At 69.9% G+C, this 23,320-nt stretch carries 17 protein-coding genes and 1 pseudogene; 11 read left to right on the top strand and 7 right to left on the bottom strand.

From position 1 onward, the window contains the following. The first annotated feature begins 73 nt into the window (after nt 1-73). The 6 genes from ACVTJA_RS06335 to ureG all read left to right on the top strand — a co-directional run bounded on the left by ACVTJA_RS06335 (nt 74) and on the right by ureG (nt 9,112). A complete protein-coding gene (locus ACVTJA_RS06335; RefSeq protein ID WP_465834667.1) occupies nt 74-4,231 on the top strand; it encodes an annexin in 4,158 nt (1,385 codons plus the stop codon). Between the two features lie 72 nt (nt 4,232-4,303). Continuing rightward, entirely contained in the window at nt 4,304-5,149 is an 846-nt protein-coding gene (locus tag ACVTJA_RS06330; RefSeq protein WP_465834666.1) for an urease accessory protein UreD, read from the top strand. Nucleotides 5,150-5,216: 67 nt separating this feature from the next. Next, complete coding sequence (gene ureA / locus ACVTJA_RS06325; RefSeq protein WP_465840325.1) at nt 5,217-5,987, top strand: urease subunit gamma; 771 nt, start codon at nt 5,217-5,219, stop codon at nt 5,985-5,987. Further along, on the top strand, nt 5,984-7,699 hold the full coding sequence (ureC, locus tag ACVTJA_RS06320) for an urease subunit alpha (RefSeq protein ID WP_465834664.1): 1,716 nt from the start codon (nt 5,984-5,986) through the stop codon (nt 7,697-7,699). The genes ureA and ureC overlap by 4 nt, the downstream gene beginning before the upstream one ends. A gap of 12 nt (nt 7,700-7,711) precedes the next feature. Then, nucleotides 7,712-8,374 carry an urease accessory protein UreF gene (locus ACVTJA_RS06315; protein ID WP_465834663.1) on the top strand — a complete coding sequence of 221 codons (663 nt, stop codon included), beginning with the start codon at nt 7,712-7,714 and terminating at the stop codon, nt 8,372-8,374. A 12-nt stretch (nt 8,375-8,386) separates the two neighbouring features. Further along, the gene (gene ureG, locus ACVTJA_RS06310; protein WP_465834661.1) at nt 8,387-9,112 is read left to right on the top strand and encodes an urease accessory protein UreG; all 726 of its coding nucleotides are present in this window, start codon (nt 8,387-8,389) and stop codon (nt 9,110-9,112) included. 45 nt (nt 9,113-9,157) lie between these two features. Here the strand turns inward: ureG and cglB are convergent, their stop codons facing one another. The 3 genes and pseudogenes from cglB to ACVTJA_RS06295 all read right to left on the bottom strand — a co-directional run. Beyond that, complete coding sequence (gene cglB / locus ACVTJA_RS06305; protein ID WP_465834659.1) at nt 9,158-10,414, bottom strand: adventurous gliding motility lipoprotein CglB; 1,257 nt, start codon at nt 10,412-10,414, stop codon at nt 9,158-9,160. 144 nt (nt 10,415-10,558) lie between these two features. After that, nucleotides 10,559-11,086, bottom strand: a complete 528-nt coding sequence (locus ACVTJA_RS06300; protein WP_465840780.1) for a serine hydrolase domain-containing protein — start codon at nt 11,084-11,086, stop codon at nt 10,559-10,561. Nucleotides 11,087-11,096: 10 nt separating this feature from the next. Then, nucleotides 11,097-11,357 (bottom strand): annotated as a pseudogene (locus ACVTJA_RS06295) (serine hydrolase); the annotation flags it as partial. On the opposite strand from ACVTJA_RS06295, the gene ACVTJA_RS06290 reads away from it, so the two are divergent. After that, nucleotides 11,275-11,835: a hypothetical protein gene (locus ACVTJA_RS06290; RefSeq protein WP_465840778.1), complete on the top strand. Its 561-nt coding sequence runs from the start codon at nt 11,275-11,277 to the stop codon at nt 11,833-11,835. The pseudogene ACVTJA_RS06295 and the gene ACVTJA_RS06290 sit on opposite strands and share 83 nt — an antisense overlap. Nucleotide 11,836: 1 nt before the next feature. On the opposite strand, the gene ACVTJA_RS06285 is transcribed toward ACVTJA_RS06290, so the two are convergent. Continuing rightward, the gene (locus ACVTJA_RS06285) at nt 11,837-12,529 is read right to left on the bottom strand and encodes a type 1 glutamine amidotransferase domain-containing protein (protein ID WP_465834657.1); all 693 of its coding nucleotides are present in this window, start codon (nt 12,527-12,529) and stop codon (nt 11,837-11,839) included. Nucleotides 12,530-12,705: 176 nt separating this feature from the next. Here ACVTJA_RS06285 and ACVTJA_RS06280 point away from each other — a divergent pair, with 176 nt between their 5' ends. Continuing rightward, nucleotides 12,706-13,608, top strand: a complete 903-nt coding sequence (locus ACVTJA_RS06280) for a LysR family transcriptional regulator (RefSeq protein ID WP_465834656.1) — start codon at nt 12,706-12,708, stop codon at nt 13,606-13,608. Between the two features lie 94 nt (nt 13,609-13,702). Here the strand turns inward: ACVTJA_RS06280 and ACVTJA_RS06275 are convergent, their stop codons facing one another. Further along, the gene (locus ACVTJA_RS06275; protein WP_465834654.1) at nt 13,703-16,894 is read right to left on the bottom strand and encodes an efflux RND transporter permease subunit; all 3,192 of its coding nucleotides are present in this window, start codon (nt 16,892-16,894) and stop codon (nt 13,703-13,705) included. After that, the gene (locus ACVTJA_RS06270) at nt 16,891-18,078 is read right to left on the bottom strand and encodes an efflux RND transporter periplasmic adaptor subunit (RefSeq protein ID WP_465834652.1); all 1,188 of its coding nucleotides are present in this window, start codon (nt 18,076-18,078) and stop codon (nt 16,891-16,893) included. Before ACVTJA_RS06270 ends, ACVTJA_RS06275 begins: the two co-directional genes overlap by 4 nt. Nucleotides 18,079-18,523: 445 nt before the next feature. On the opposite strand from ACVTJA_RS06270, the gene ACVTJA_RS06265 reads away from it, so the two are divergent. Together ACVTJA_RS06265 and ACVTJA_RS06260 are read left to right on the top strand one after the other, a co-directional pair. Then, nucleotides 18,524-19,879, top strand: coding sequence for an IS4 family transposase (locus tag ACVTJA_RS06265; RefSeq protein WP_465825267.1), 1,356 nt, complete (start codon nt 18,524-18,526; stop codon nt 19,877-19,879). 557 nt (nt 19,880-20,436) lie between these two features. After that, nucleotides 20,437-21,798, top strand: a complete 1,362-nt coding sequence (locus ACVTJA_RS06260) for an erythromycin esterase family protein (protein ID WP_465834650.1) — start codon at nt 20,437-20,439, stop codon at nt 21,796-21,798. Between the two features lie 77 nt (nt 21,799-21,875). Here ACVTJA_RS06260 and ACVTJA_RS06255 read toward each other — a convergent pair whose 3' ends face one another. Next, entirely contained in the window at nt 21,876-22,442 is a 567-nt protein-coding gene (locus ACVTJA_RS06255) for a nuclear transport factor 2 family protein (RefSeq protein ID WP_465834649.1), read from the bottom strand. A gap of 98 nt (nt 22,443-22,540) precedes the next feature. Between ACVTJA_RS06255 and ACVTJA_RS06250 the strand changes: the two genes are divergently transcribed. Further along, entirely contained in the window at nt 22,541-23,320 is a 780-nt protein-coding gene (locus ACVTJA_RS06250) for an alpha/beta fold hydrolase (RefSeq protein ID WP_465840323.1), read from the top strand.

The following is a 23,320-nucleotide window of genomic DNA, read 5'->3' as shown; positions in this document are numbered from 1 at the left end:
GGGGACGCGCACGGGAGCTCCTCATTTTTGGAGTCACCCCACCGCGTTGTTTTGCATTTCCGGAGGAGTCGCCATGCGCCCCGTCAATTCGAGCCCGTCCGCTTCCGCCGCAGAAATCCAGCGACGCTCGCGAGAGGCCGCGGAGGCTGCTGCTCGCCAGGCAGCCGAGGCAGCTCGCCGTGCCGTGGAGGCCCAGGCGAAGCTCGCAGAGCAGGCGACGAAGGCGCCGCGTTCGCAGACCTCCGGTCGCTCCGAGTTCCAGGCGGGAGCGAAGCAGAAGGGCCCCGACTTCGCCTCGGGCGCCACGCCTCCGGCCAGCTCGCTGCTCACCGAGGACGTGCGGGATGGGCAGACCAACTGCCTGGACCAGGCGGCGGACTGGCTCGACCTGGCGTCGCCGGAGATTCGCGCGCGCTCGGAGCTGGTCTTCCTGAAGGACACACGTCCGGGCGCCGAGGGCCAGTCGGGCCACGTCGTCATCCGCCAGGGCGACGGTGTCTATGACCCGGTGTCGCGCAAGAGCTACGCGTCCATGGACGCGTACCTGAAGGAGCAGCCCCAATACCAGCCGGCGGGCACCCTGAAGGCCAGCGCGGCGAAGCGCATCTTCGACACGCCCGCCGGCAGCGCCGCCCGCGCCGACGCGCTGGCGAAGGAGAAGGTGTCTCCCGAGCTGCAACAGATGATGGTGGCGGATGCCGCGCAGCCTCCGGCCACGGGCTCGGCGCAGAGCACGGGCACCCAGGCGCCTCCCGCCGAGCAGAAGCCGTCGTACACCCAGGAGCAGGCCACGAAGGACGCCGCAGCCCTGCACGATGCGATGGAGGGAGGCGTCACCGGCTGGGGCACCGACGAGGAGAAGGTCCACAAGACGCTGGCGGGCAAGACGCCCGAGCAGATTGAGCAGCTCCGCAAGACGTACAAGGACCAGTACGGGAAGGATTTGGACAAGCTCATCCGCGACGAGATGAGCGGCGCCGACCTGAAGAAGGCGGAGGCCCTGCTGAAGGGCGACGGCGCGAAGAGCGACGCGGTGGCCATCCAGGCGGAGCTGGACGGAGTGTTCGGCTCGTCGGAGGAAATCCTCAAGACACTGGAGAAGAAGTCCCCCGAGGAGCGGCACGCGATTGCGGAGAAGTACGCGGAGCTGAAGGGCGGCGCTCCGGCGGGCCAGTCGCCCGAGGACTTCATGCTGTCGAAGCTGGAGAAGGAGCTCGACAAGGATGAGATGGCGCGGGCGCGCAACCTGCTCGGGGCCAGTCAGGCGAAGACGCCCGAGGAGCGCCTGAAGCTGGAGGCGCAGGCCCTGAAGGACGGCCTGCGCGAGGACATCGGCGGAATGGGCACCGACGAGGACCGCCTCTTCCAGCGGCTGGAGAAGGCCACGCCCGAGCAGCGCGCGCTCGTCCTCCAGGACGCGGCCTTGATGAAGGACCTGAAGGGCGACCTGTCGAAGGAGGAGTACGACCGGGCGATGGGCCTGCTCCAGGGCAACACCGCCCAGGCGGACGCGGCCCGCATCCGCGACGCGATGGATGGCACCTTCGGCGCGGACGAGAAGGCCGTGCGCGGCGTGCTGGAGGGCAAGACGCCCGAGCAGCTCGAGGCCATCAAGGCCGAGTACCAGAAGCAGACGGGCAAGTCCCTGGAGAGCGAGGTGCGCAAGTGGGGCGGCGCGGACGCGGAGGTGACGCTGCGGCTGCTCAACCCGCCGAAGGAGGGAGACGCGAAGGCGCAGGCAGAGGCCTCGGCCGAGCGCCTCCACCTGGCCATGGACGGCGCGGGCACCGACGAGGACGCGCTGCGGAACGAGCTGCAGAACAAGTCCAAGGCGGAGATTGACGCCATCACCACGGCGTACAAGGAGAAGTACGGCAAGGATTTGCGCAAGGAATTGGACTCCGAGCTGGACGGGCGTGAGCAGCTCGAAATCCTCGAGCAGATGTATGACCTGGGCGCTGTCGACCCGAACGACCCGAACGCCAATGCGGAGCGCGTACGGCGGCTGCGGGAGCAGCAGGCGAACGAGAAGGGCTTCGGCTCGTGGGTGCTCGACAACACGCAGCGGGCCATCAAGGGCGAGTCGGACAATGACCGGCTGAACCGCAACCTGGACCGGGCGGACAAGGCGATTGCCTCGGGCGACACGGAGCGGGCCACCACGCTCACCGGGTATGCGACGGAGGACGTGAAGGCGCTCCAGGCGAGCAAGGACTCGCTGGCGGACGGCGCGGCGACGGCGGCGGTCGTGGTGGCCACGGGCGCGGCGGTGATTGCCACGGGCGGCGCGGCCACGCCGCTGGCACTCGCGGGGTACGCGGCGCTGGGCGCGGGCACGCGAGCGGCGACATACGCGGCCTTCCAGGGCGACGCGGCCGGAGCACAGGACCTGGGGCGGCAGGCATTGATTGGCGCGGCCGAGGGCGCCACGGCCGTCATCCCCGTGGGCCGGGGCGCGAGCGCGCTGACATCCGGAGCGCGCACGGCGGGGACCACGGTGGTGAAGGAAGGCGCGACGACGGGAGCTCGCACGGCGGGCACTACCGCAGCGAAGGAAGCCGGCACTACCGCAGCGAAGGAAGCAGGCACCACGGGTACGCGCACGGCCGGCACCACCGCCGCGAAAGAAGCGGGCACCACCGCCGCGAAGGAAGCGGGCACCACCGCAGCGAAGGAGACGGGGGGCAGTGCCATCAAGCAGGCCGCGAAGGAAGGCGTGAAGGAAGGCGCGGTGGGAGGGGCGACTGGCGGCGCCGTGGATGCGGCCACGCGCAGCGAGACCTGGGACAACGGCGTGTTGAACGGGCTGAAGCAGGTCGGCACCCAGGCCCTCGTGAATGGCACCGTCGGCGCGGTGGCGGGTGGCTTCACCGGAGCAACCCTGACGGGTGCGCTCCAGGTGGCCAAGGGAGCCCGGAAGCCGGGCAGCAACGCCGCGAGCACGGCGGATGAGCTCGGCGATGGAGCCCCCGACACGGCTCGGGCCGATGGAATGCCCGCCAGGGATTCAGCGGCCTCGAACAGCAGCGACTCCTCCTCCACGGCGAAGGATGCCGCGAGCGGGCCTTCCCGAGCCGGCCCCGCGCCTCGTGCCGCGCAGGCCCGCGCGGAGCTGGACACGAAGCTCGCGGGCCTCTCCCCCGAGGCCCAGGCCGCGGTGAAGGCACGGCTCGCCCGGGAGCCGGTGGCCGCGGAGGCCATCCGCGACATCATGTCTCAGCCCTCGTGGAACAAGCTCTCGCAGGCCCAGCGGGAAGGGCTGTGCAAGGTCATCGCGGAGACCACGCCGCGAGGACTGCGAGACCTCAAGATGCTCGCGAAGGAGCCGGGCCGGCTGACCACGCCGGACAGCCAGGGCCGGGCGCTGGTGGACAACCTCACGGACCTGGCCACCCAGGACCTGCATCCCAGCCTCGCTCCAGCGGGTATCGGCCGGCAGGAGCTGATGGAGTCCATCCTCTCCGACGTCGCCGCGCCGCAGCGGGTCCAGCAGGGCTGGAACAACACCTGCCAGGTCACCGCGCTCCAGCGGGAGATGACGGCGCGAGACCCGTCGGAATACGTGCGGCTGATGAAGGGACTGACCTCGACCTCGGGCACGGTGAAGATGCGAGGAGGCGCGGAGCTGAAGCTGGAACAGTCTCTGTTCGAGCGGGAGAAGTTCAAGCTGCGCAACCCGACCCAGACTCCCCAGATGGAGCGCTCCAGGGTCCTCCGGGGGAGGCAGCGTCCCCGGCCCGAGGAGGACATGCGGTCGCCGTCCGAAGGCATCTTCCAGAGCTCGACCCTCCAGTACGCGACGGGCAAGAACCCGTACGATGCTCGCAAGGGTGCGTGGCAGACACCGTCGGGGAAGTGGGTGCAAGGCCTTCCCCGCACTGAAACAGCGAAGGTGGCGCAGCAGCTTTATGGCCGGCCCTATCGCTTCGTCGACGCCACCGACAATAACTTCGCCATCGTGCGAAATCGCATGAGCAGGCTGGGACCGAATCCCAATCCCCCATACCTGGCCCACCTTCGCACCAGTCCCCAGCCTTCGAGCGGACTGGGACACGTGATGAGCATCTCCCGCTTCGAGAACGGCCGAGTCTACTTCTCCAACCCGTGGGGCCCCTCGAGGCCGGACGCGTCTTACGGGCCGTTCGTGCAGGAGAACCAGGGCAAGGGTGAGTGGTCCATCGACGAAGCCAGCTTCAAGGACTACGTGAATGGCTTCACCGTGCCCGTATGAACGGACCTCCCCGCCAGGCTGAACCCATGACAGGCGTTGTGTCCCGGCCGGGCCTGCCGCAGGCTCGGCCCCATGAATGCCCCTGCGCCCGTGGAGGCGCCCCACCCCACCGGACGCGCTGGCTTCGCGCGGCTCGCCTTCGAGCGCGTGGGGCCTCGCACCGTGGTGCGCACCGCGCTGGCCCACAGCCCGCTGCGGCTGCTCACTCCGCGCAACCACGGCCACGCAGCGTGGGCCTACACCAGCTCGTTCGGCGGCGGGCTGGTGGACGGGGACCATGTCTCGCTGGAGGTGGACGTGGCACCGGGCGCCAGCGCGCTGCTGTCCACGCAGGGCGCCAACCGCGTCTACCGTTCACCCCGGGGCTGCCGCAGTGAGCTCACCGCGCACGTGGGCGAAGGCGCGCTGCTCGCCGTGGTGCCGGACCCCACGGTGTGCTTCTCCGGCGCGCGGTATGCGCAGACGTTCGACCTGCATCTGCACTCCGGTGCCTCGCTCGTCTTCGTGGACCTCGTCACCTCCGGCCGCGACGCCAGCGGTGAGCGCTGGGCCTTCACGCACTACACGTCCACGCTGCGCGTCCACGTGAACGGCCGCGCCCGGGTGGACGAGCGCTGGATGCTGGACCCGGCGCACGGAGCGCTCCCGGAACGGCTGGGCCGCTTCAACGCGCTGGCCACCGTGCTGCTCGTGGGCCCCGCACTGGCCTCAGCCCGCGAGGCCCTGGCTGCGCGGCTGTCCGCGCTGCCCGTGGAGAATCGCGCGGCGCTCATCCCCTCCGTCAGCCCGCTGGGCACCGACGGCCTGCTGCTGCGCGCCGCCGCCGTCTCCGTGGAGGAGATGCTGCGCGCCACCCGCGCGTGGCTGTCCTTCCTCCCGCCGCTGCTCGGCGACGACCCGTGGGCGCGCCGGCTTTGAACACACGCCGCGCGTCCCGTCCGCCCCGTACTGGAAGCACTTGACGCGACGCGCTACCCTGCACGTCGTGCACCTCTCCCCACGCGACGTCGACAAGCTGCTGCTGCACCAGGCCGGCTTCCTCGCGCAGAAGCGCCTCGCGCGAGGCGTCCGGCTCAACTATCCGGAAGCGGTGGCGCTCATCGCCACGCAGCTCCTGGAGTTCATCCGCGACGGCCGGGGCGTGGCCGAGTTGATGGATTTGGGCCGCCGCCTCCTCGGCCGCGCGCAAGTCATGGAGGGCGTGCCAGAGCTGCTCGCGGAGGTGCAGGTGGAGGGCACCTTCCCGGACGGCTCCAAGCTCGTCACGGTGCACCACCCCGTCGTCGCCGAGCACGGAGACCTGGAGCTGGCCCTCTACGGCAGCTTCCTCCCGGTGCCCCCGCGTGAGCGCTTCGCCGTACCCGCGCCGACGCACGCCGGCCCGCCCGGCGAGGTGCGCGTGTTGCCCGGCGAGCTGGTCCTCAACGACGGACGCGACAGCATCTCCCTGCGCGTGACGCACAAGGGAGACCGTCCCATCCAGGTGGGCAGCCACTATCCCTTCTTCGAGACCAACCGCGCGCTCGTCTTCGACCGGGCGAAGGCCTACGGCCGGCGCCTGGACATCCCCGCGGGCACGGCGGTGCGCTTCGAGCCGGGGGAGAGCAAGACGGTGCAGCTCGTCGCCATCGCCGGAGACGCGGTGGTGCGCGGCGGCAACGCGCTGGGCAGCGGCAAGGTGTCCCCCGAGGGACGCGAGCGCGCCATGGACGCCGTGCGCGAGCAGGGCTTCGGTCACCAGGAGGAGGGCTCATGAGCCGGAAGATGGACCGCCGTCACTACGCGGACATGTTTGGCCCCACCACCGGGGACAAGGTGCGGCTGGGCGACACCGGCCTGTGGGCCGAGGTGGAGCGCGACGCCACCGTCTACGGCGACGAGTGCAAGTTCGGCGGCGGCAAGGTGCTCCGCGAGGGCATGGGCCAGCAGGCCGGCGTCGGTGACGACAAGGCGCTCGACTGCGTCATCACCAACGCGCTCATCCTCGACTGGACGGGCATCTACAAGGCGGACATCGGAATCAAGCACGGCCGCATCGCCGGCATCGGCAAGGCCGGCAACCCGGACGTCATGGCCGGCGTCACGCCCGGAATGGTGGTGGGCGTCACGACGGAGGCCATCGCCGGTGAGGGGCTCATCGTCACCGCGGGCGGCCTGGACACGCACATCCATTTCATCTGCCCGCAGCAGGCGGACGAGGCCCTGGCCAGCGGCATCACCACGTGGGTGGGCGGCGGCACCGGTCCGGCCACGGGCACCAAGGCCACCACATGCACGCCGGGCGCGTGGAACCTCCAGCGCATGCTGCAGGCCACGGACACGATTCCGCTCAACATCGGCCTCACCGGCAAGGGCAATACCTCCTTGCCCGAGGGGCTCGTGGACCAGATTCGCGCGGGTGCCATCGGCCTGAAGCTGCACGAGGACTGGGGCACCACGCCGGCCGCCATCGACACCTGCCTCTCCGTGGCGGAAGGTGAAGACATCCAGGTCACCATCCACACGGACACGCTCAACGAGTCCGGCTACGTGGATGACTCGCTGGCCGCGTTCAAGGGCCGCACCATCCACACGTACCACTCGGAGGGCGCGGGCGGCGGACACGCCCCGGACATCATCCGCGTGTGCGGCGCACCCAACGTGCTGCCCTCCTCCACCAACCCTACGCGCCCGTACACGGTGAACACGCTGGATGAGCACCTGGACATGCTCATGGTGTGTCACCACCTGGACCGCGAGATTCCCGAGGACGTGGCCTTCGCGGAGAGCCGCATCCGCGGGGAGACCATCGCCGCGGAGGACATCCTTCACGATTTGGGCGCCATCAGCATGATGTCGTCCGACAGCCAGGCCATGGGACGCGTGGGCGAGGTCATCTGCCGCACGTGGCAGACGGCCCACAAGATGCGCGAGCAGCGCGGCCGGCTGCGCGAGGAGCGCGGCGACAACGACAACCTCCGCATCCGCCGCTACGTGGCGAAGTACACCATCAACCCCGCCATCGCCCATGGGCTCGCGCACGAGGTGGGCTCCGTCGAGGTGGGCAAGCTCGCGGACCTGGTGCTGTGGCGGCCGGCCTTCTTCGGCCTCAAGCCCGAGCTGGTGCTCAAGGGCGGCTTCATCGCCTGGGGACAGATGGGCGACGCCAACGCGTCCATCCCCACGCCGCAGCCGTACCTCATGCGCCCCATGTTCGGCGCACGGGGGCGGGCGCGCGGGGCCACGAGCCTTGCCTTCATCTCCGCCCGCGCATTGGCGGAAGGCACCACGCGCGAGCTGGGCCTCACCAAGCGCCTGTCCGCGGTGAGCCGCTGCCGGGGCCTGGGCAAGCGGGACATGAAGCTCAATGACGCCCTGCCCGTCCTCACCGTGGACCCGGAGACATACGAGGTGCGCGCCGACGGCGAGCTGCTGCGCTGCGAGCCCGCTCGCGTGCTGCCCCTGGCGCAGCTCTACTCGCTGTTCTGAGGCAATGAGCGCATGAGCGCGTCGTGGAAGGTGTTGCAGCTCGCGGACTCGGGCTTTCCCACCGGGGGCTTCGCGCACTCGGCGGGGCTGGAGGCCGCCGTGCAGCAGGGCGAGGTGCGCGGTGCTCCCGAGCTGCGGCGCTTCGTGCGCGAGCTACTCTGGCAGGCGGGCCATGGCGCACTACCGCTGCTCTCCGCGGCGCACCGCGAGCCCTCCACCCTGCCCTCGCTGGACGCGCGCGCGGACGCGTTCCTCACCAGCCACGTGGCCAACCGCGCCAGCCGCACGCAGGGCCGGGCCTTCCTGGACACCTGCGCGCGCATCTTCCCCGGCCCGGTGACACCGCTTCGCGAGGCCGCCCGCGCGGACAAGCTGTGCTTCCACCATGCGCCCCTCTTCGGCGCCGTGCTCCGCGCATTGGAGGTGGCGCTGCCGGACGTGCAGGCGCTCTTCCTGTCCCTGACGCTGCGGGGCGCGCTGTCCGCGGCGGTGCGGCTGGGCATCGTCGGCACGCACGAGTCCCACCAGCTCCAGCATCAGGCCATGCCGCTGCTGGACGACGTGCTGGAGCAGTGCGCCACGCTGGACGTGGACGCGCTGGCGCAGCCCTCCCCCCTGTTGGACCTGCTCGGCTCCACGCACGACCGGCTCTATTCGAGGCTCTTCCTGTCCTGAGGTGACGCACACATGCACGACGACCACCGCGGCCACGGCCACGACGACGACCATGACCACGAGCACGAGGAGTGGGACCACCCGGGCCACTTCCACGAGCGCGAGGAGCCGAAGAAGCGCGACTACAAGGCGCGCGCCTTCACCATCGGCATCGGCGGGCCGGTGGGCAGCGGGAAGACGGCGCTGGTGCTGGCCCTGTGCCGTAAGCTGCGCGAGCGCGTGCGCCTGGGCGTCGTCACCAACGACATCTTCACCAAGGAGGACGCCGAGTTCCTCGTGCGCAACCAGGCCCTCTCCCCGGAGCGCATCAAGGCGGTGGAGACGGGCGGCTGCCCGCACGCCGCCATCCGCGAGGACATCAGCCACAACCTGATGGCGCTGGAGCAGCTCATGGAGGAGCTGAATCCGGAGCTGCTCATCGTGGAGAGCGGCGGCGACAACCTCGCGGCGCAGTACAGCCGCGAGCTGGCGGACTACACCGTGTACGTCATCGACGTGGCCGGCGGTGACAAGGTGCCGCGCAAGGGCGGCCCCGGAATCACGCAGTCGGATTTGCTCGTCATCAACAAGACGGACCTGGCGCCGCACGTGGGCGCGGACCTGGGCGTCATGGAGCGCGACGCGAAGAAGATGCGCGGCGACGGGCCCTTCGTCTTCACGCAGGTGACGAAGGGCGTGGGCCTCGACGAGGTGGTGGAGCACCTCCTCGGCGCCTGGCGGCGGCGCACCGCCGCCTGAGAGCGACTTCCGGGCGGAGCTGCCTCCGCCCACTGTCACGGAGGGTCAGCGCTGGCGGATGGCGCGGATCTTGATGTTGATGGGCTGCTCCGGGGTGGTCGCGAGGATGCGCTCACACGTCGCCCCGTTGAAGAGGACGCCCTCGTTCGTCAGCGTCCAGGCGCCGTCGCCCGCGACGGTCCGCTCGCCATCGACGTAGACGACGATGAGCCTCGGGTCCGAGGGAAGCTGGGCCGGGTTCAGCTTGATGAGACAGGTCTGCCCCGGCCGGACGGCCTTGCTGATCTTCTCCAGGGCATCGGCCAGCTCCGTCTGATTGCCCGCCTGGTAGAAGGCGCGAGAGCACAGGTGCGTCACCGGGTCGCACGGGTCATCGGGGCCGCAGGACGTCTCCCCCGCCTCGCAGGTGCGCGCGAAGCCACCCGCACGGGCCATGGCGTCCAGCACCGCGGGGCCATCGCCCGACGCCGTCTCCGCGCCGAAGCCGATGACGATGGTGGTGATGTTCTTCGCGGACAGCTCGCGCACCACCTGCACCGAGGCGTCCATGTCCAGGCAGCCCGACTTGCCCTGTGCCCCGTTGCAGTTCGACAGCGTGCACCGGCAGAGCGGGTCGCTGGGCTCGTGGATGTTCTCGCCGTTGCAGTTGGGCAGACCGTCCGTGAGCAGCACCACGAACTGGTCGCGCGCATCGTCCTGGAGCGCGGGCAGGTCCTTCACGAAGTTCAGGCTGATGCTCGTCGGCGTGCCGCCCTTTGGACGCTCGTCTCCAGCATTGGGAATGCCCTGGAGGACGGCGTTGATGGAGTTGGCGTACGCCAGCAGCGACGCATCATCTTCCGCCGTGGGCAGGTCCTTGCGCAGGGAGGTGGATGCGGACGACGCCGGCCTGCACAACGCCGCGAACGTCGTCTCCTTGCGCGTGTCGGGGTAGGTCACCAGGCCGAAACGGACGAAGGGACCGGTATCGGCGAGGAACTTCGGCACGGCGGCCTGCAGCTCGGTCCAGCGGGTGGGACAGACCGCGGGGTTGCAGGGGGCATCGTCGACACAGACATTGCCATTCGGCAGCTTGCAGTCGGGGTCCGTCGGGTCCACCGGCTCCGTCATGGAGTTGGAGGTGTCCACCAGCAGCATGACGTTGGGCTTGCTTTGACGGGCCTCGACGTCCTCTTCGATGGTGGTCTGGGTGATGGCTATCGGCTCGACGTGCTCGAAGTCATAGACCTGGCAGGCTCCCGTGAGAGCGCTCACGCAGGCACTGAAAGCGACGACGCCCAGCAGGGACGGTCGGGTGCGCATGGACGGTGGACTCCTTCTTGGTTCGGTCGGCCCCGAGCCCCGCAGCGTAGCGCGCATACGCCCAGGGAGCCCGTAACTTGTGCGCTCCTGGCAATGAGCACTGAATTGCAACTCCACCTCACACGCACACTGGAAAGTTGTGAATCAGGGAGGTGTCCGCTCGAAGCCGAGCGCCGCGGGCAGCACGTACCGTCCGAAGAGGGTGACGGGCAGCAGCGAGCCCGCGTCGTCGTTGTAGTGGCTGGCCGTGAAGGCCGCCGCGAGCCCGAGCGACGGCGCCACGAAGAGGTACTGGCCTCCGTTCCCGCGCGCGAAGGACACCTCCACCGGCGTGTCCTGGACGACGAAGCGCGCGTGCCACCACAAGAGCCCGTACTGCGAGTCGCCGAGCGGGCCGAGCGGCTGGCCCACCTCCGTCACCCACGCCTCGGACACGAGGCGCTGTCCGTTCCACGTCCCGCCGTCCACGGCGAGCGCGCCCACCTTCAGGAAGTCGCGCGGCCGCAGCCGCAGGTGCCCGCCGGTGTCCGTGCCCTTCTTCCCCGCGGGCTGCCACTCGAAGTCCTTCACGCCGAGCGGCTCGAAGAGCCACCGGCGGGAGAGCTCGGGGATGGACAGGCCGCTCGCACGCGAGGCCGGAGCGCATCTGCAACAGGTGGCGCAGGGTGACACGCTCCTTGCGCGCGTCCGCGTTGCGCACCGGGGCCAGGTCCGGCAGGAGCGGCAGCACGGGCGCGTCCAGGTCCGGGAGCACGCCACGCTCGTGCGCCATGCCCACCAGCAGCGCGGTGAGGCTCTTCGTCGCCGAGCGCAGGTCATGCGCGTCGTCGCGCGTGAAGTCGTTCCAGTAGCGCTCGTAGATGAGCCGGCCATGGCGGGCGATGAGCACGGAGTCCGGCTCCTTCACCGAGCCCTCCTGCACGTCGTGCTCCAGCCACTGCATCCACGCGCGCCGCACGTCCTCGTCCTCGAACGAGGCCACGGCCCAGCCGTCCTCCAGCGCATCGGGCGGCGAGCCGGGCCCCGTGGGCGTGCGCTTCGCGCCGCAGGAAGTCACGAGCAGCAGCAGACACGACAGCGACAGCGTCCATGACAGCCGGGGGTGGTGTTCTTGTCTCACGGTGACACGTGTCTTTACACTTCGTCACACCATGACCACCACACCCCGTCGTGCCCTGATGCTGCTGTCCTTGCTGTCCCTCGCCGCCTGTGGCGGGCCCGTGCAGGAGGAGGCCGAGCCCGCCGTCAGCCAGACGTCACAGGAGGTTGTCCTCCCCGCCATCTGCCCGTCGAACTCGCAAGACGGGTGTGCCGACCTGGCCAAGGGTACCGCCTGCGTGAAGAGCACGGGGGCGGAGGGCGCCTGTCTCTACTCTCCGCCCTTCAGCAAGTGGACGCTGGGCTACTGCAAGTGCTTCTAGCCTAGCGCGTGCCGGTGGCCTGGCGCTGGGGCGTGAGCACGCGCACCAGCGCCTCGGCCACCGCGGCGGCGGACGCCGGGTTCTGCCCGGTGACGAGCCGCTCGCTCACCACCACGTGCTTCTGGAAGTTGGGAGCCTTCGTGTGGCGCGCACCGCGCTCGATGAGCTTCGACTCCAGGAGGAAGGGCACCACCTGGGTGAGCTGCACCGCGGCCTCCTCCTCGTTGGTGAAGGCGGAGACGTCCTTGCCCGCCACGAGGTAGCGGCCATCCGGCAGCTTCGCGTTCACCAGCGCCGCGGGGCCGTGGCACACGGCGGCCACCGCGCCACCTCGCGCGTAGAGGGTGCCGATGAGCGCGTTGAGGCGCTCGTCCTTCGGCAGGTCGAACATGGTGCCATGCCCGCCGGGCACGTAGATGGCGTCGTACCGCGCGAGGTCCACCTGCTCCGGGCGCAGCGTCGTCTCCAGGCGCGCCAGCTGCTTCGCGTCATCGAGGAAGGCGCGGTTGATGGCGTCGTCTCGCGACACGCCGTCCACGGGGGCCTTGCCGCCCTTCGGGCTGACGTAGTCCACCTCCAGGCCGGCGCGGGTGAAGACGTCCAGCGCGTGGGTGAGCTCGGACAGGTAGAAGCCCGTCTTCTTGCCGGTGTCGCCGAGAGCGTCGTGGCTGGTGAGGACGATGAGGATGCGCATGGGTTTGTTTCCTTGGGGCTGGGGAGAAGGACGGGGGCCGGCGGCCGTGGCGAGGAGCGCCACGGCGAGCAGGCCCAACAAGCGGAGTGAGCGGGTGCCGTTCATGGCGCTGCAAGGTATGAGGCGGGGACGCCGGGCGCCCATCGGGCTTCCGACTGCGAGCGATAGGATTTTTTATGGCTGACCTGGACCTGCTCCACTCGTTCCTCGCCATCTACCGGGCTGGCTCCATCTCCCGCGCGGCCGCCACGGTGCACCTCACGCAGCCGGCGCTGTCCGCGCACCTGAAGGCACTGGAGGCGCGGCTCGGCCGGCCGCTCTTCACGCGGAGGGCACGCGGCGTGGTGCCGACGCCCGCCGGGCACGACCTGGCCCAGGCGGCCTCCGCGCACGTGGACGCGCTGGACACGCTCGTGGATTCGATGCGAGCGGGCAGCTCGGCGCTGGAGGGGACGCTCTACCTGGGCGGGCCGGCGGAGCTGCTGACGATGAAGGTGCTCCCGGCGCTCGCTCCGCTGGTGGCCCGAGGGCTGATGCTCCAGGTGCGGCTGGACGTGGTGACGCCGCTGCTGGAGGCGCTCGGCGCGGGCGAGCTGGATTTGGTGGTGGCCTCACGCAAGGTGGGCGCGCGCGGGCTGGCGTACCAGGTCCTCTACGACGAGGAGCTGGTGCTGGTGGCTGCCCCCGCCTGGGCGGAGCGGCTGCCGCGCAAGGCGCTGGAGGCGAAAGGCGGTGAGGCGCTGCTCGCGGACGTACCGTGGCTGGCCTACGCGGGAGACCTGCCCCTGCTGCGGCGCTTCTTCCGCGATGCCTTCGGCGCGCGCGTCCGGGGAAGTGCCCGGGCCGCCGTGCCTGACCTGCGAGCGGTGATGGCCCTGGCCGAAGCGGGCGCGGGGGTGACGGTGCTGCCTCGCTACCTGTGCGAAGGCGCCTTGGAGCGCGGCTCGCTGGTGGAGCTGATGCGTCCCGCGAAGCCCGTGCTCAACCGGCTCCACCTGGCCACGCGCGAGGTGCGTGGAGTGGCGCCACGTGTGCGGGCCGCGGTGGACCTGCTGCTGCGCTCGGCGCCGGGCTGGTAGCGAGCGGAAGGCCCATCCTCATGAGAATACCGCGCCGGGCGGGAGTCCCACTCCCCCGCCCGGCGCGGCTGGCTGCGGCATCTGTGCTGTGGACTCAGTGTCCCGGCGCCCCCGTGGCCCCGGGAGGCAGCGGCGCGGGCTCCGGCTCCGGCGAAGCCCGGCGCAGCTCCAGCTTGCGGATGGCGATGTAGAAGATGGGCGTCAGCACCAGGCCGAACAGCGTCACGCCGAGCATGCCGGCGAGCACCGCCACGCCCATCGCCTGACGCATCTCCGAGCCCGCGCCCGTGGCCGTGGCGAGCGGCACCACGCCCATGATGAAGGCCACCGACGTCATCAGGATGGGCCGCAGGCGCAGCCGGCACGCCTCCAGCGCCGCCTGCACCACGCCCATGCCCTCGTCCTCCTGCGCGCGGGCGAACTCGACGATGAGGATGGCGTTCTTCGCCGCCAGGCCGATGAGCACCACGAGGCCAATCTGCGTGAAGATGTTGTTCTCACCACCCGTGAGCCACACACCGGCAATGGCACTGAGCAGAGCCATGGGCACTGTCAGCAGCACCGCCAGCGGCAGCGTCCAGCTGTTGTACTGCGCCGCGAGGATGAGGAAGGCGAGCAGAATGGCCAGCGGGAAGACGAGCAGCCCTTCCTTGCCGGCGAGCTTCTCCTGGTAGGTGAGGTCGGTCCACTCGAAGCTCATGCCGGCGGGCAGCGTCTCCGCGGCGATTCGCTCCATGGCCGCCACCGCCTGTCCCGTGCTGACGCCCGGCCGGGCCATGCCGTTGATGTCCGCGGACGGATAGCCGTTGTAGCGCATCACCTGGTCCGGCCCGAAGGACGGCTTCACGTTGACGAGCGACGCCAGCGGCACCATGGCCCCCTGCGCGTTGCGCACCTGCAGCCGGCCGATGTCCTCCGCCTGCATGCGGTACGGCGCGTCCGCCTGCACATTCACCTGGTACGTGCGCCCGAAGCGGTTGAAGTCATTCACGTAGAGCGAGCCCAGGTGGATTTGCAGCGTGTCGAAGATGTCCCCGAGCGGCACGCCCTGCGTCTTCGCCTTCACGCGGTCCACGTCGAGCCGGAGCTGCGGCACGTTGATTTCGAAGCCCGACATCAGCCCCGCCACCTCCGGCTCGCGCGAGGCCCGCTGGGCCAGCGCCTGCGCCGCCTCGTACAGCGCCTCGGGGCCCAGGCCCGCCCTGTCCTCGAGCTGGAGCTTGAAGCCCGCCAGCGCGCCCATGCCCGGCACCGGTGGGGGCGGGAAGATGGCGGTGAAGCCGTCCTGGATGGTGCTGAACTTCTTCTGCAGGCGCCCGGCAATCGCCCCCGCCGACAGCTCCGGCGACTTCCGGTTCTCGAAGGTGTCGAGCGCCGTGAAGACCACCGCCGCGTTGGGCGAGTTGACGAAGCCGTTCACCGACAGGCCGGAGAATGCAATCACGTTGGCCACGCCCGGCTCGGCCAGCGCCATCTCCGACATCTGACGCACCACCTCCGTCGTCCTGTCCAGCGACGAAGCCGGCGGGAGCTGGGCGATGCCCACGAGGTAGTACTTGTCCTGCATGGGCACGAAGCCCTTCGGCACGCGCTCGAAGCCCACCCACGTCAGCAGCAGCAGCCCGCCGTAGACGAAGAGCGCCACCGCGCTGATGCGAATCACGCGCTTCACCGCGCTCACGTAGCCATTCGACGCGCGCTCGAAGAAGCGGTTGAAGGGGCCGAAGAGCCAGCGTCCCAGCGCCTTGTCCATGAAGCGCGTGAGGCCGTCCTTCTTGCCATGGTGCGGGCGCAGCAGCACACCCGCCAGCGCCGGGCTCAGCGTCAGCGAGTTGAACGCGGACAGCAGCGTGGAGATGGCGATGGTGAGCGCGAACTGCCGGTAGAACTGGCCGGTGAGGCCGCCGAGGAACGCGGTGGGGATGAAGACGGCCGCGAGCACCGACGTAATCGCGATGATGGGCCCCGTCACCTCCGTCATCGCCCTGCGGGCCGCCTCCTTCGGACTGGCCCCCAGCGCGATGTGCCGCTCCACGTTCTCCACCACGACGATGGCGTCATCCACCACGATGCCGATGGAGAGCACCAGTCCGAAGAGGGACAGCGTGTTGAGCGAGAAGCCCAGCAGGTGCATCACCGCCGCAGTGCCCACCAGCGACACCGGCACCGCCGCCAGGGGGATGATGGAGGCGCGCCACGTCTGGAGGAAGAGCACCACCACCAGCACCACCAGGACGACGGCCTCCAGCAGCGTGCTCACCACGTTCTTGATGGACGCGCGCACGAAGAAGGTCGGGTCGTACGCGACGCGGTACTCCATGCCCTTGGGGAAGGCCTTGCTCATCTCCGCCATCCGCTCGCGCACGGTGGCGGAGACCTCCAGCGCGTTGGAGCCGGGGGCCTGGTTGATGCCGATGGCCACCGCCGGCTTGCCGTCCAGCAGCGCCTTGAGGCTGTAGCTGCTGGCGCCCAGCTCCACGCGGGCCACGTCACGCAGGCGCGTCACCTGTCCGCCCTCGCCCACCTTGAGGACGATGTCGCGGAACTGCTCCTCGTCCACGAGGCGGCCCTGCGTCGTCACCGTGATTTGGAACGCCGAGCTGGCGTCCGGCTGCTGGCCGACGACGCCTGCGGCCACCTGCACGTTCTGCTCGCGGATGGCGGCCACCGCGTCGCTCGCGGTGAGGTGACGCGAGGCCAGCTTCTGCGGGTCCAACCAGATGCGCATGCTGTACTCGCCCGCGCCCCACACCACCACGCTGCCCACGCCGGGGATGCGCTGGAGCACGTCCTTCACCTGGAGCACCGCGTAGTTGGAGAGGTACAACGGCTCCAGCGAGGAGTCCGGCGAGACGAGGTGCACCACCATGAGGATGTCGGTGCTCGTCTTCTCGGTCATCACGCCGAGCCGCTGCACCTCCTGCGGCAGGCGCGGGAGCGCGCGTGCCACGCGGTTCTGCACCTGCACCTGCGCGAGGTCCGCGTCCACGCCCTGGGCGAACGTCACCGTGAGGGACACGCGGCCGTCGCTGGTGGACTGCGAGGACATGTAGAGCATGCCCTCCACGCCGTTGATTTCCTGCTCCAGCGGCGCGGCCACCGTCTCCGCGATGACGCGCGGGTTGGCGCCCGGGTAGGCGGCGCGCACCACCACGGTGGGCGGGGCCACGGCGGGGTACTCGCTCAGCGGGAGCTGCACCATGGAGAGTCCTCCCGCGATGAGCAGGAGGACGGACAGCACGGCCGCGAAGATGGGCCGGTCGACGAAGAAGTGGGTGAACTTCATGGCCGGCCGCCTTCCGTGCGCTGCGTCTTCGCCATGGCCACGAGCTTCGGCGTCACCTTCATGCCGGGACGCGCGAGCCCCTTGAGGACGATGCGCTCGCCGGGCGACAGGCCCTTCACCACCGAGCGCAGGCCGGAGTCACTGGCGCCCAGCTCCACGCGGCGCTGCTCCAGCGTCCCGTCCGGGAGGACGACGAGCACGTATCGGCCCTGCTGGTCCGTGCCCACGGCGAGCTCGTCGATGAGGACGGTGTCGCGGGACGGGCCCGTCTCCAGCCGCACGCGGGCGAAGAGGCCCGGGGTGAGGCGGCCATCGGGGTTGGAGAGGACGGCGCGGGCGCGCGCGGTGCCGGTGCCGGAGTCCACCTTGTTGGAGAGGAAGTCCAGCTTCGCCTCGCGGGGGAAGCCGTCCTCGCCCAGCAGGGCCACGCGCACGGGAACGGGGGTGATTCGGCCATCGGCCTGACGGCCCTGGGGGCCCGCGCTGGCGAACCGGAGATAGGTGGGCTCGTCCACGTCGAAGTAGACGTAGAAGGGGTCCACCGAGACGATGGTGGTGAGCAGCGTGGCCCCGGCGGTGCCGCCGCTGACGAGGTTGCCCGGCGTCACGAGCGCCTGCCCCACCCGGCCGCTGATGGGCGCGCGCACCCGGGTGTCCTGCAGGTCGATTTCCGCCGAGCGCACGGCGGCGCGCGCGGACTCGACGTGGGCGCGGCTCTCCGCGAGCTCGGCCTTCAGCACGTCGAAGTCGCTCTGGGAGATGACGTGCTCGACGACGAGCTTCTCGCCGCGCTCGAAGCGGCTCTTCGCGAGGGTACTGCGCTCCTCGGCCTGCTTGAGGTCCGCCTGGGCGCGCGCGAGGGTGGCTTCGTAGGTGCGCGCGTCGAGCTGGAAGAGGACCTGCCCGGCCTTGACGAGCCCGCCCTCGGCGAATTTGACGGAGTCGATGTAGCCGCCCACGCGCGGGCGGAGTTCCACCGTCTGTACGGCGGAGAGTGAGCCGGTGAACTCGGCGCTCTCGGAGAGGGGCCGGGTGACGACCTCGGCCACCACGACTTCGGGGGCCGGAGGCTGCGCGGCCGCGGGCCCTGACTGCTCACCATTGCCGTCCCGGGCAAGGACGAAACCACCCACCACCAGCGGGGCGACCAGGGCCGCGCCCGCCATGACACGTCTGAGCTTCATGGGATGACTCCTCTGCTGCGAAGACACACGACGGCACGGAGCGGCTCGCGTCCTGGCGAGCCACCCTCGTGGACCGGCGTCGAGATTCAGGGCGAAGACAGAGCTCCGCCCGGGCTCGCCCGGCGGCGCACGTGCGTCCGCCAGGGAGCTGAGCTGTGGATGGAATTCAGGGGCGCGAACGAAGGTCCGCGCGGGCTCTTACGGGAAATCGAACGGGGTGTGAGTCAAGCCGTGCTCTGGCGGCGGCAACATGGGCGCGCCACCGGGAGCGTCCGGCGTTCTCGCGCGCTACCGGAGGCGCGGGACGTCGGGAAGGTGGCGGCCATCCGCGCCCCGTCTAAGGGCAATGCCGGTCAGATAGCCGGAAAAGCGCAGAGATTCCGCTGGGTTGCTCAGGCTTGGAGCGAGGGGCAGGAGTGTGCAGGGTTGGGCGAAGGAGGAGTCGATGCCCAGCCCGCTCGTCGCCGCGTTGCCTGAGATACTGGCGTTCACCCCCGAGGCGTTCGCCCACCTCGGCGCCCACATGAAGCCGGAATGGTTCTTCGAAGCGCTGGCCGCTGGTGCCGGCGGCGAAGAAGGCCGGGCCCAGATGCGCAGGCGCAAGTTGCCGGTGGACCGAGCGCTCTGGCTGGCCATCGGGATGGGCCTGTTTCGGGACCGCTCCATTCAGGAAGTGGTGCAGCACCTGGACCTGGCCCTGGTGCGCCCGGGGCCGCGCTCGGGGGTGGCGAAAAGCGCCATTGTTCAAGCGCGACAGCGACTGGGTGTCGAGCCGGCGCAGCATCTGTTCGAGCTGACGGGACACGCGTGGGGACACGCCAGTGCCGAGCAAGACCGGTGGAGAGGCTTGAGCCTGTATGGCTTGGATGGGGTGTGCCTGCGAGTGGCGGATACGCCGCAGAATGAAGCGGCCTTTGGCAGGCCCGGCAGTGCCCGCAGCGGCTCGGGCTACCCTCAAGTGCGGATGGTGGGGCTGATGGCCCTGCGCTCGCACGTGCTGGCGGGGCTGAGTGTCGGAGGTATCAAGGAGAGCGAGCATGCGCTGGTGACGCCACTGTGGGAGCGCATCCCCGACCATTCCTTGAGCATCCTCGACCGGAATTTTCTGTCCTGGGGGCCGCTGTACCGACTGCACCAAGGAGGCCAGGAGCGCCATTGGCTGCTGAGGACCAAGTCCAACCTGAAATGGAAGACGCTCCAGAAGCTGGGGCCCGGGGATGAGCGGGTGGAAATCAAGACTCCCAAGCGCCTGCGCGAAGAATGCCCCGACATGCCTGAAACGATTCAGGCGCGCGTGGTGAAGTATCAGGTAAAAGGCTACCGGCCTCAGCGCCTCATTACCTCCATGCTCGACCCCGAGCGCTTTCCGGCCTCGGAGCTTGCCGCCCTGTACCACGAGCGATGGGAGATTGAACTGGGGTACGACGAACTCAAGACGCACATGCTCGAGCGGGAAGAAGCCCTCCGAAGCAAACACCCCGAGGGCGTCCGCCAGGAGATTGCTGGCATTGCCATCGCCTACAACCTGGTGCGCAAGGAGATGGAACGGGTGGCGCGGGAGCTGAACGTGCCGCCCATCCGTATCAGCTTCCGTCACGCATTGATGCTCATCCGCAACTTCTGCCTCGCTGCGTGGGATACCTCTCCTGGTGTCCTGCCTAGTCGACTGGGTGAACTCGACAGCGAGCTCCGGCTTCTCGTCCTGCCGCAGCGCAGACCGGAGCGCCGCTACAAGCGGCATGTCAAAGTCAAGATGAGCAACTTCCCGCGCAACCGCGGAAAGTCGGCCCCTGCCGCGTAATCTGACCGGCATTGCGTCTAAGGGGGCGAGGGTCAGGGGGGTGTCACCGGCCACTAAATGAAACATGGCCGGTTACTAATCACCCCTCCGCGGAGAGCGCAACGCAATCTTCCGTGCCCCCGAAGCCCGGGGGCTCGTCCGTTTCCGGGCTGCAGCTGGGGCGATTCGTTCGGGCACACGCCATGGAGCGTGCCCGGACGGAAGACGGCGGAAAAGCTGACGGGGTGCGGTGATTTGACGCGCCCGGGCCCATGACCTGAGAGGTAGCCGACAGTGGCGGGGCCTGTGCCGAAGCTGCGGCCGGGGCAGGCTTGGGTCGCTGATTGTCCAGCCCCGTTCATCACGAGAAGGGCCATGCCCCCACATGTGAGCCGTGCGTACGACGCTGCACCGGGATGGCCTTCGTCACGGGATTGCAAATGCGCCTTTTCGGGCAGCGGCGGATTGTGGCGGTGCGTGGGGTTCTGGGGACGCTGGAGCATGCTCCCCTGCCTGCCCTGCAATCTGCGGTGGGAGGTGGGTGGTCATCGGCGCCCGGCCGCCCCACCTTGGAGGGCATGAGCCCGCCATGGGGCATGAGCCCGTTCGAGGACGAGCAGGAGATTTCGCCTGCCCTGCTGGAGGGCGTCCTGTCGGCCGCGCTTCCACTGAGTGGCCGGTCCGAAGACCTGGAGCCGCTCCTCGAGAGCATCGGCGATGCCCGCTTCGTCCTCCTGGGCGAGGCCACCCACGGCACCCATGAGTTCTACCAGGCGCGCGCCACCCTCACCCGCCGCCTCGTCTCCGAGCACGGCTTCACCGCCGTGGCCGTGGAGGCGGACTGGCCGGACGCCCTGCGCGTCAACGCCTTCGTGCACGGCGAGGGGAACGACAAGGACGCGGCGGCCGCGCTCGGCAACTTCCAGCGTTTCCCCAAGTGGATGTGGCGCAACCGCGACGTGGAGGAGCTCGTCACGTGGATGCGCGCGCACAACGCCAGCGTCGCGCCCGAGTTCCGCGCCGGCTTCTACGGGCTGGACCTCTACAGCCTCCACGCGTCCATGCGCGAGGTGGTGGCGTACCTGGAGACGGTGGACAAGGCGGCCGCCCAGCGGGCTCGCGAGCGGTATGCGTGCTTCGACCACTTCGGCGAGGAGCCGCAGGCCTACGGCGCGGCGACGGCGTACGGCCACGCGGACACCTGCGAGGACGCGGTGCGGGCGCAGTGGGTGGAGATGCAGCGGCGCGCGCCGCTGAACGCGCGGGACGAGGACGCGCTCTTCTTCGCTGAGCAGAACGCCCGGCTCGCCGCCGACGCGGAGGGCTACTACCGCGCCATGTACGCCGGCCGGCACGAGGGCTGGAACCTGCGCGACACGCACATGGCGGACACGGCGGACGCGCTGCTGAAGCACCTGTCCCGCAAGGGCCGCAAGGCGCGCATGGTCATCTGGGCGCACAACTCACACCTGGGCGACGCGCGCGCCACGCAGATGGGGGACCAGGGCGAGCTGAACCTGGGGCAGCTGCTGCGCGAGCGGCACGGCAACACCACGTACAACGTGGGCTTCACCACGTACACGGGCGTCGTCATCGCCGCGCACGAGTGGGACGAGCCGGGGCTGCGCCGCCGGATTCAACCCGCCATGGCCGGCAGCTACGAGCACCTCTTCCACGAGGTGGGAATCTCTTCCTTCCTGCTGCGCATGGAGGATTTGGGCGAAGCGGCCAATGGCCTGCGCGAGCGCCGGCTGGAGCGCGCCATCGGCGTGGTGTACGCGCCGCGCACCGAACGCTGGAGCCACTACTTCCACGCGGACCTGCCCGCGCAGTTCGACGCCGTGCTGCACTACGACGAGACGCGTCCCCTACGGCCGCTCGACGCCGACCCCGGCCACGAGGAGGAGGACGCGCCCGACACCTACCCGTTCGGATTGTGAGGAGCGGGGTGGAGGCCACGGCCCGGGTCCGACCCCAGGGGCCGTGGCACCTCCATTCCCTTCCTCTCCCGAGGGGACTACTTCTTCGGAGCCGGCGCGGGCGTGGACGGCTTGGAGCCCTGCGGTGCCGGAGGCGTGGGCGTGGCGGGCGCGGCCTTCGCGCCCTGCTGGGCCTTCTCGTACGCGGCCACGCGCTTCGTGACTTCACCCATGATGTCGTTGGGGATGGGGACGGAGAGGTTGTACTGAGCAATCTTCCAGGCCTCGCCCTCCTTCACCAGCACGCCGCTGCCACGGCTGGGGCCGAGGTTGGGCGTGTCGAGCGACTCGTCGAACCAGGCGACGGTGCCGTCCTTGGAGAAGGAGATGAAGCGCTTCACGGGCTTGAAGCTCCAGGCCTTGCCCTTGGAGAAGTAGGGCTTGGCCCAGGTGCGGAACTCGTCGCGCGTCCAACGCTCGGTGGCGTCGGTGCCGAGGAAGACGGCGTCGGCGGTGAAGTGGGCGAAGTAGCGCGGCTCGTCCGCGGCGGCGGCGGCCTTGTGCCAGTCATCCAACACCGCGGCGACAGCGGTCTTCGGGTCCGTAGGCGCGGCGGGGGTGGGGGCGGCGGCGAGCACGAAGAGGAGCAGGGAGACAGTGGTCACTCGGAGAGACCTCGTCAGGGAGAAGGTTCGCGGTATGAAGCGGCACCGTGGCTCCCGGGTCAAGGCGCTCAGGAGCGGAAGAGAAAGGTGTGAGGCAGATGGTCCTCGAGAGCTTCCAGGTGGGTGAGGGTGACGTGGCCACGGTGATGATGCACGGCTTCCTCGGGACGGGGCGCAACCTGCGTTCGCTGGCGACGGCCTGGAGCGCGGCGGACCCGCGACGCCGCTTCCTGATGCCGGACCTGACGGGCCACGGCTCGTCTCCGGCGCTGCCCCCGGGCGCGGACCTGTTCACCCTGGCTCGCGACGTGGTGGACACGGCGCGCGCGCAGGGCATCACCGGTCCGTTCGACTGGGTGGGACACTCGCTGGGCGGACGCGTGGCGATGGCCGGCAGCCTCCACGTGCCCGAGGCCGTGCGGAGCGTCACGCTGCTGGACATCACTCCGGGGCCGGTGCCGGGGGACTTGTCGGAGAGCGGCAAGGTGCTGGGCGTGCTGCTCCAGGCGCCGCCGCGCGCGGAGAGTCGCAAGGCGATGCGCGCGGAGCTGACGGGGCGTGGACTGTCGGAGCCGCTGGCGGACTGGTTGTTGATGAACCTGGTTACGGAGCCGGACGGCGTGCGCTGGCGCTTCGACCGGCAGGGGCTGGCGGAGCTGCACTCGCGCGTCAATGGCGTGGACCTGTGGGAGGCCGTGGAGCGGAAGGGGCGCCCGCCCATGCGCTGTATCCGTGGCGGGCGCGCGAAGTACGTGACGGACGCGGACGCGGCGCGCATGGAGGCGGCGGGCTGCCCCGTGGCCACGCTTCCGGAAGCCGGGCACTTCGTCCATGTGGACGCGCCGCAGGCGCTGCTGGAGTGGCTGCTGAAGGGCTGA

The sequence above is a fragment of the Pyxidicoccus sp. M6 genome, from assembly GCF_055568925.1.
The sequence above is the reverse complement of the archived record's forward strand: the minus strand, read 5'-3'. Positions and strand labels throughout refer to the sequence as shown.

Coding starts and splice junctions, on each gene's coding strand:
- ACVTJA_RS06335 (WP_465834667.1), top strand. CDS start 74: ATGCGCCCCGTCAATTCGAGCCCGTCCGCTTCCGCCGCAGAAATCCAG.
- ACVTJA_RS06330 (WP_465834666.1), top strand. CDS start 4,304: ATGAATGCCCCTGCGCCCGTGGAGGCGCCCCACCCCACCGGACGCGCT.
- ureC (WP_465834664.1), top strand. CDS start 5,984: ATGAGCCGGAAGATGGACCGCCGTCACTACGCGGACATGTTTGGCCCC.
- ACVTJA_RS06315 (WP_465834663.1), top strand. CDS start 7,712: ATGAGCGCGTCGTGGAAGGTGTTGCAGCTCGCGGACTCGGGCTTTCCC.
- ureG (WP_465834661.1), top strand. CDS start 8,387: ATGCACGACGACCACCGCGGCCACGGCCACGACGACGACCATGACCAC.
- cglB (WP_465834659.1), bottom strand. CDS start 10,414: ATGCGCACCCGACCGTCCCTGCTGGGCGTCGTCGCTTTCAGTGCCTGC.
- ACVTJA_RS06290 (WP_465840778.1), top strand. CDS start 11,275: ATGAGCCGGCCATGGCGGGCGATGAGCACGGAGTCCGGCTCCTTCACC.
- ACVTJA_RS06285 (WP_465834657.1), bottom strand. CDS start 12,529: ATGCGCATCCTCATCGTCCTCACCAGCCACGACGCTCTCGGCGACACC.
- ACVTJA_RS06280 (WP_465834656.1), top strand. CDS start 12,706: ATGGCTGACCTGGACCTGCTCCACTCGTTCCTCGCCATCTACCGGGCT.
- ACVTJA_RS06275 (WP_465834654.1), bottom strand. CDS start 16,894: ATGAAGTTCACCCACTTCTTCGTCGACCGGCCCATCTTCGCGGCCGTG.
- ACVTJA_RS06270 (WP_465834652.1), bottom strand. CDS start 18,078: ATGAAGCTCAGACGTGTCATGGCGGGCGCGGCCCTGGTCGCCCCGCTG.
- ACVTJA_RS06265 (WP_465825267.1), top strand. CDS start 18,524: ATGCCCAGCCCGCTCGTCGCCGCGTTGCCTGAGATACTGGCGTTCACC.
- ACVTJA_RS06260 (WP_465834650.1), top strand. CDS start 20,437: ATGAGCCCGCCATGGGGCATGAGCCCGTTCGAGGACGAGCAGGAGATT.
- ACVTJA_RS06250 (WP_465840323.1), top strand. CDS start 22,541: ATGGTCCTCGAGAGCTTCCAGGTGGGTGAGGGTGACGTGGCCACGGTG.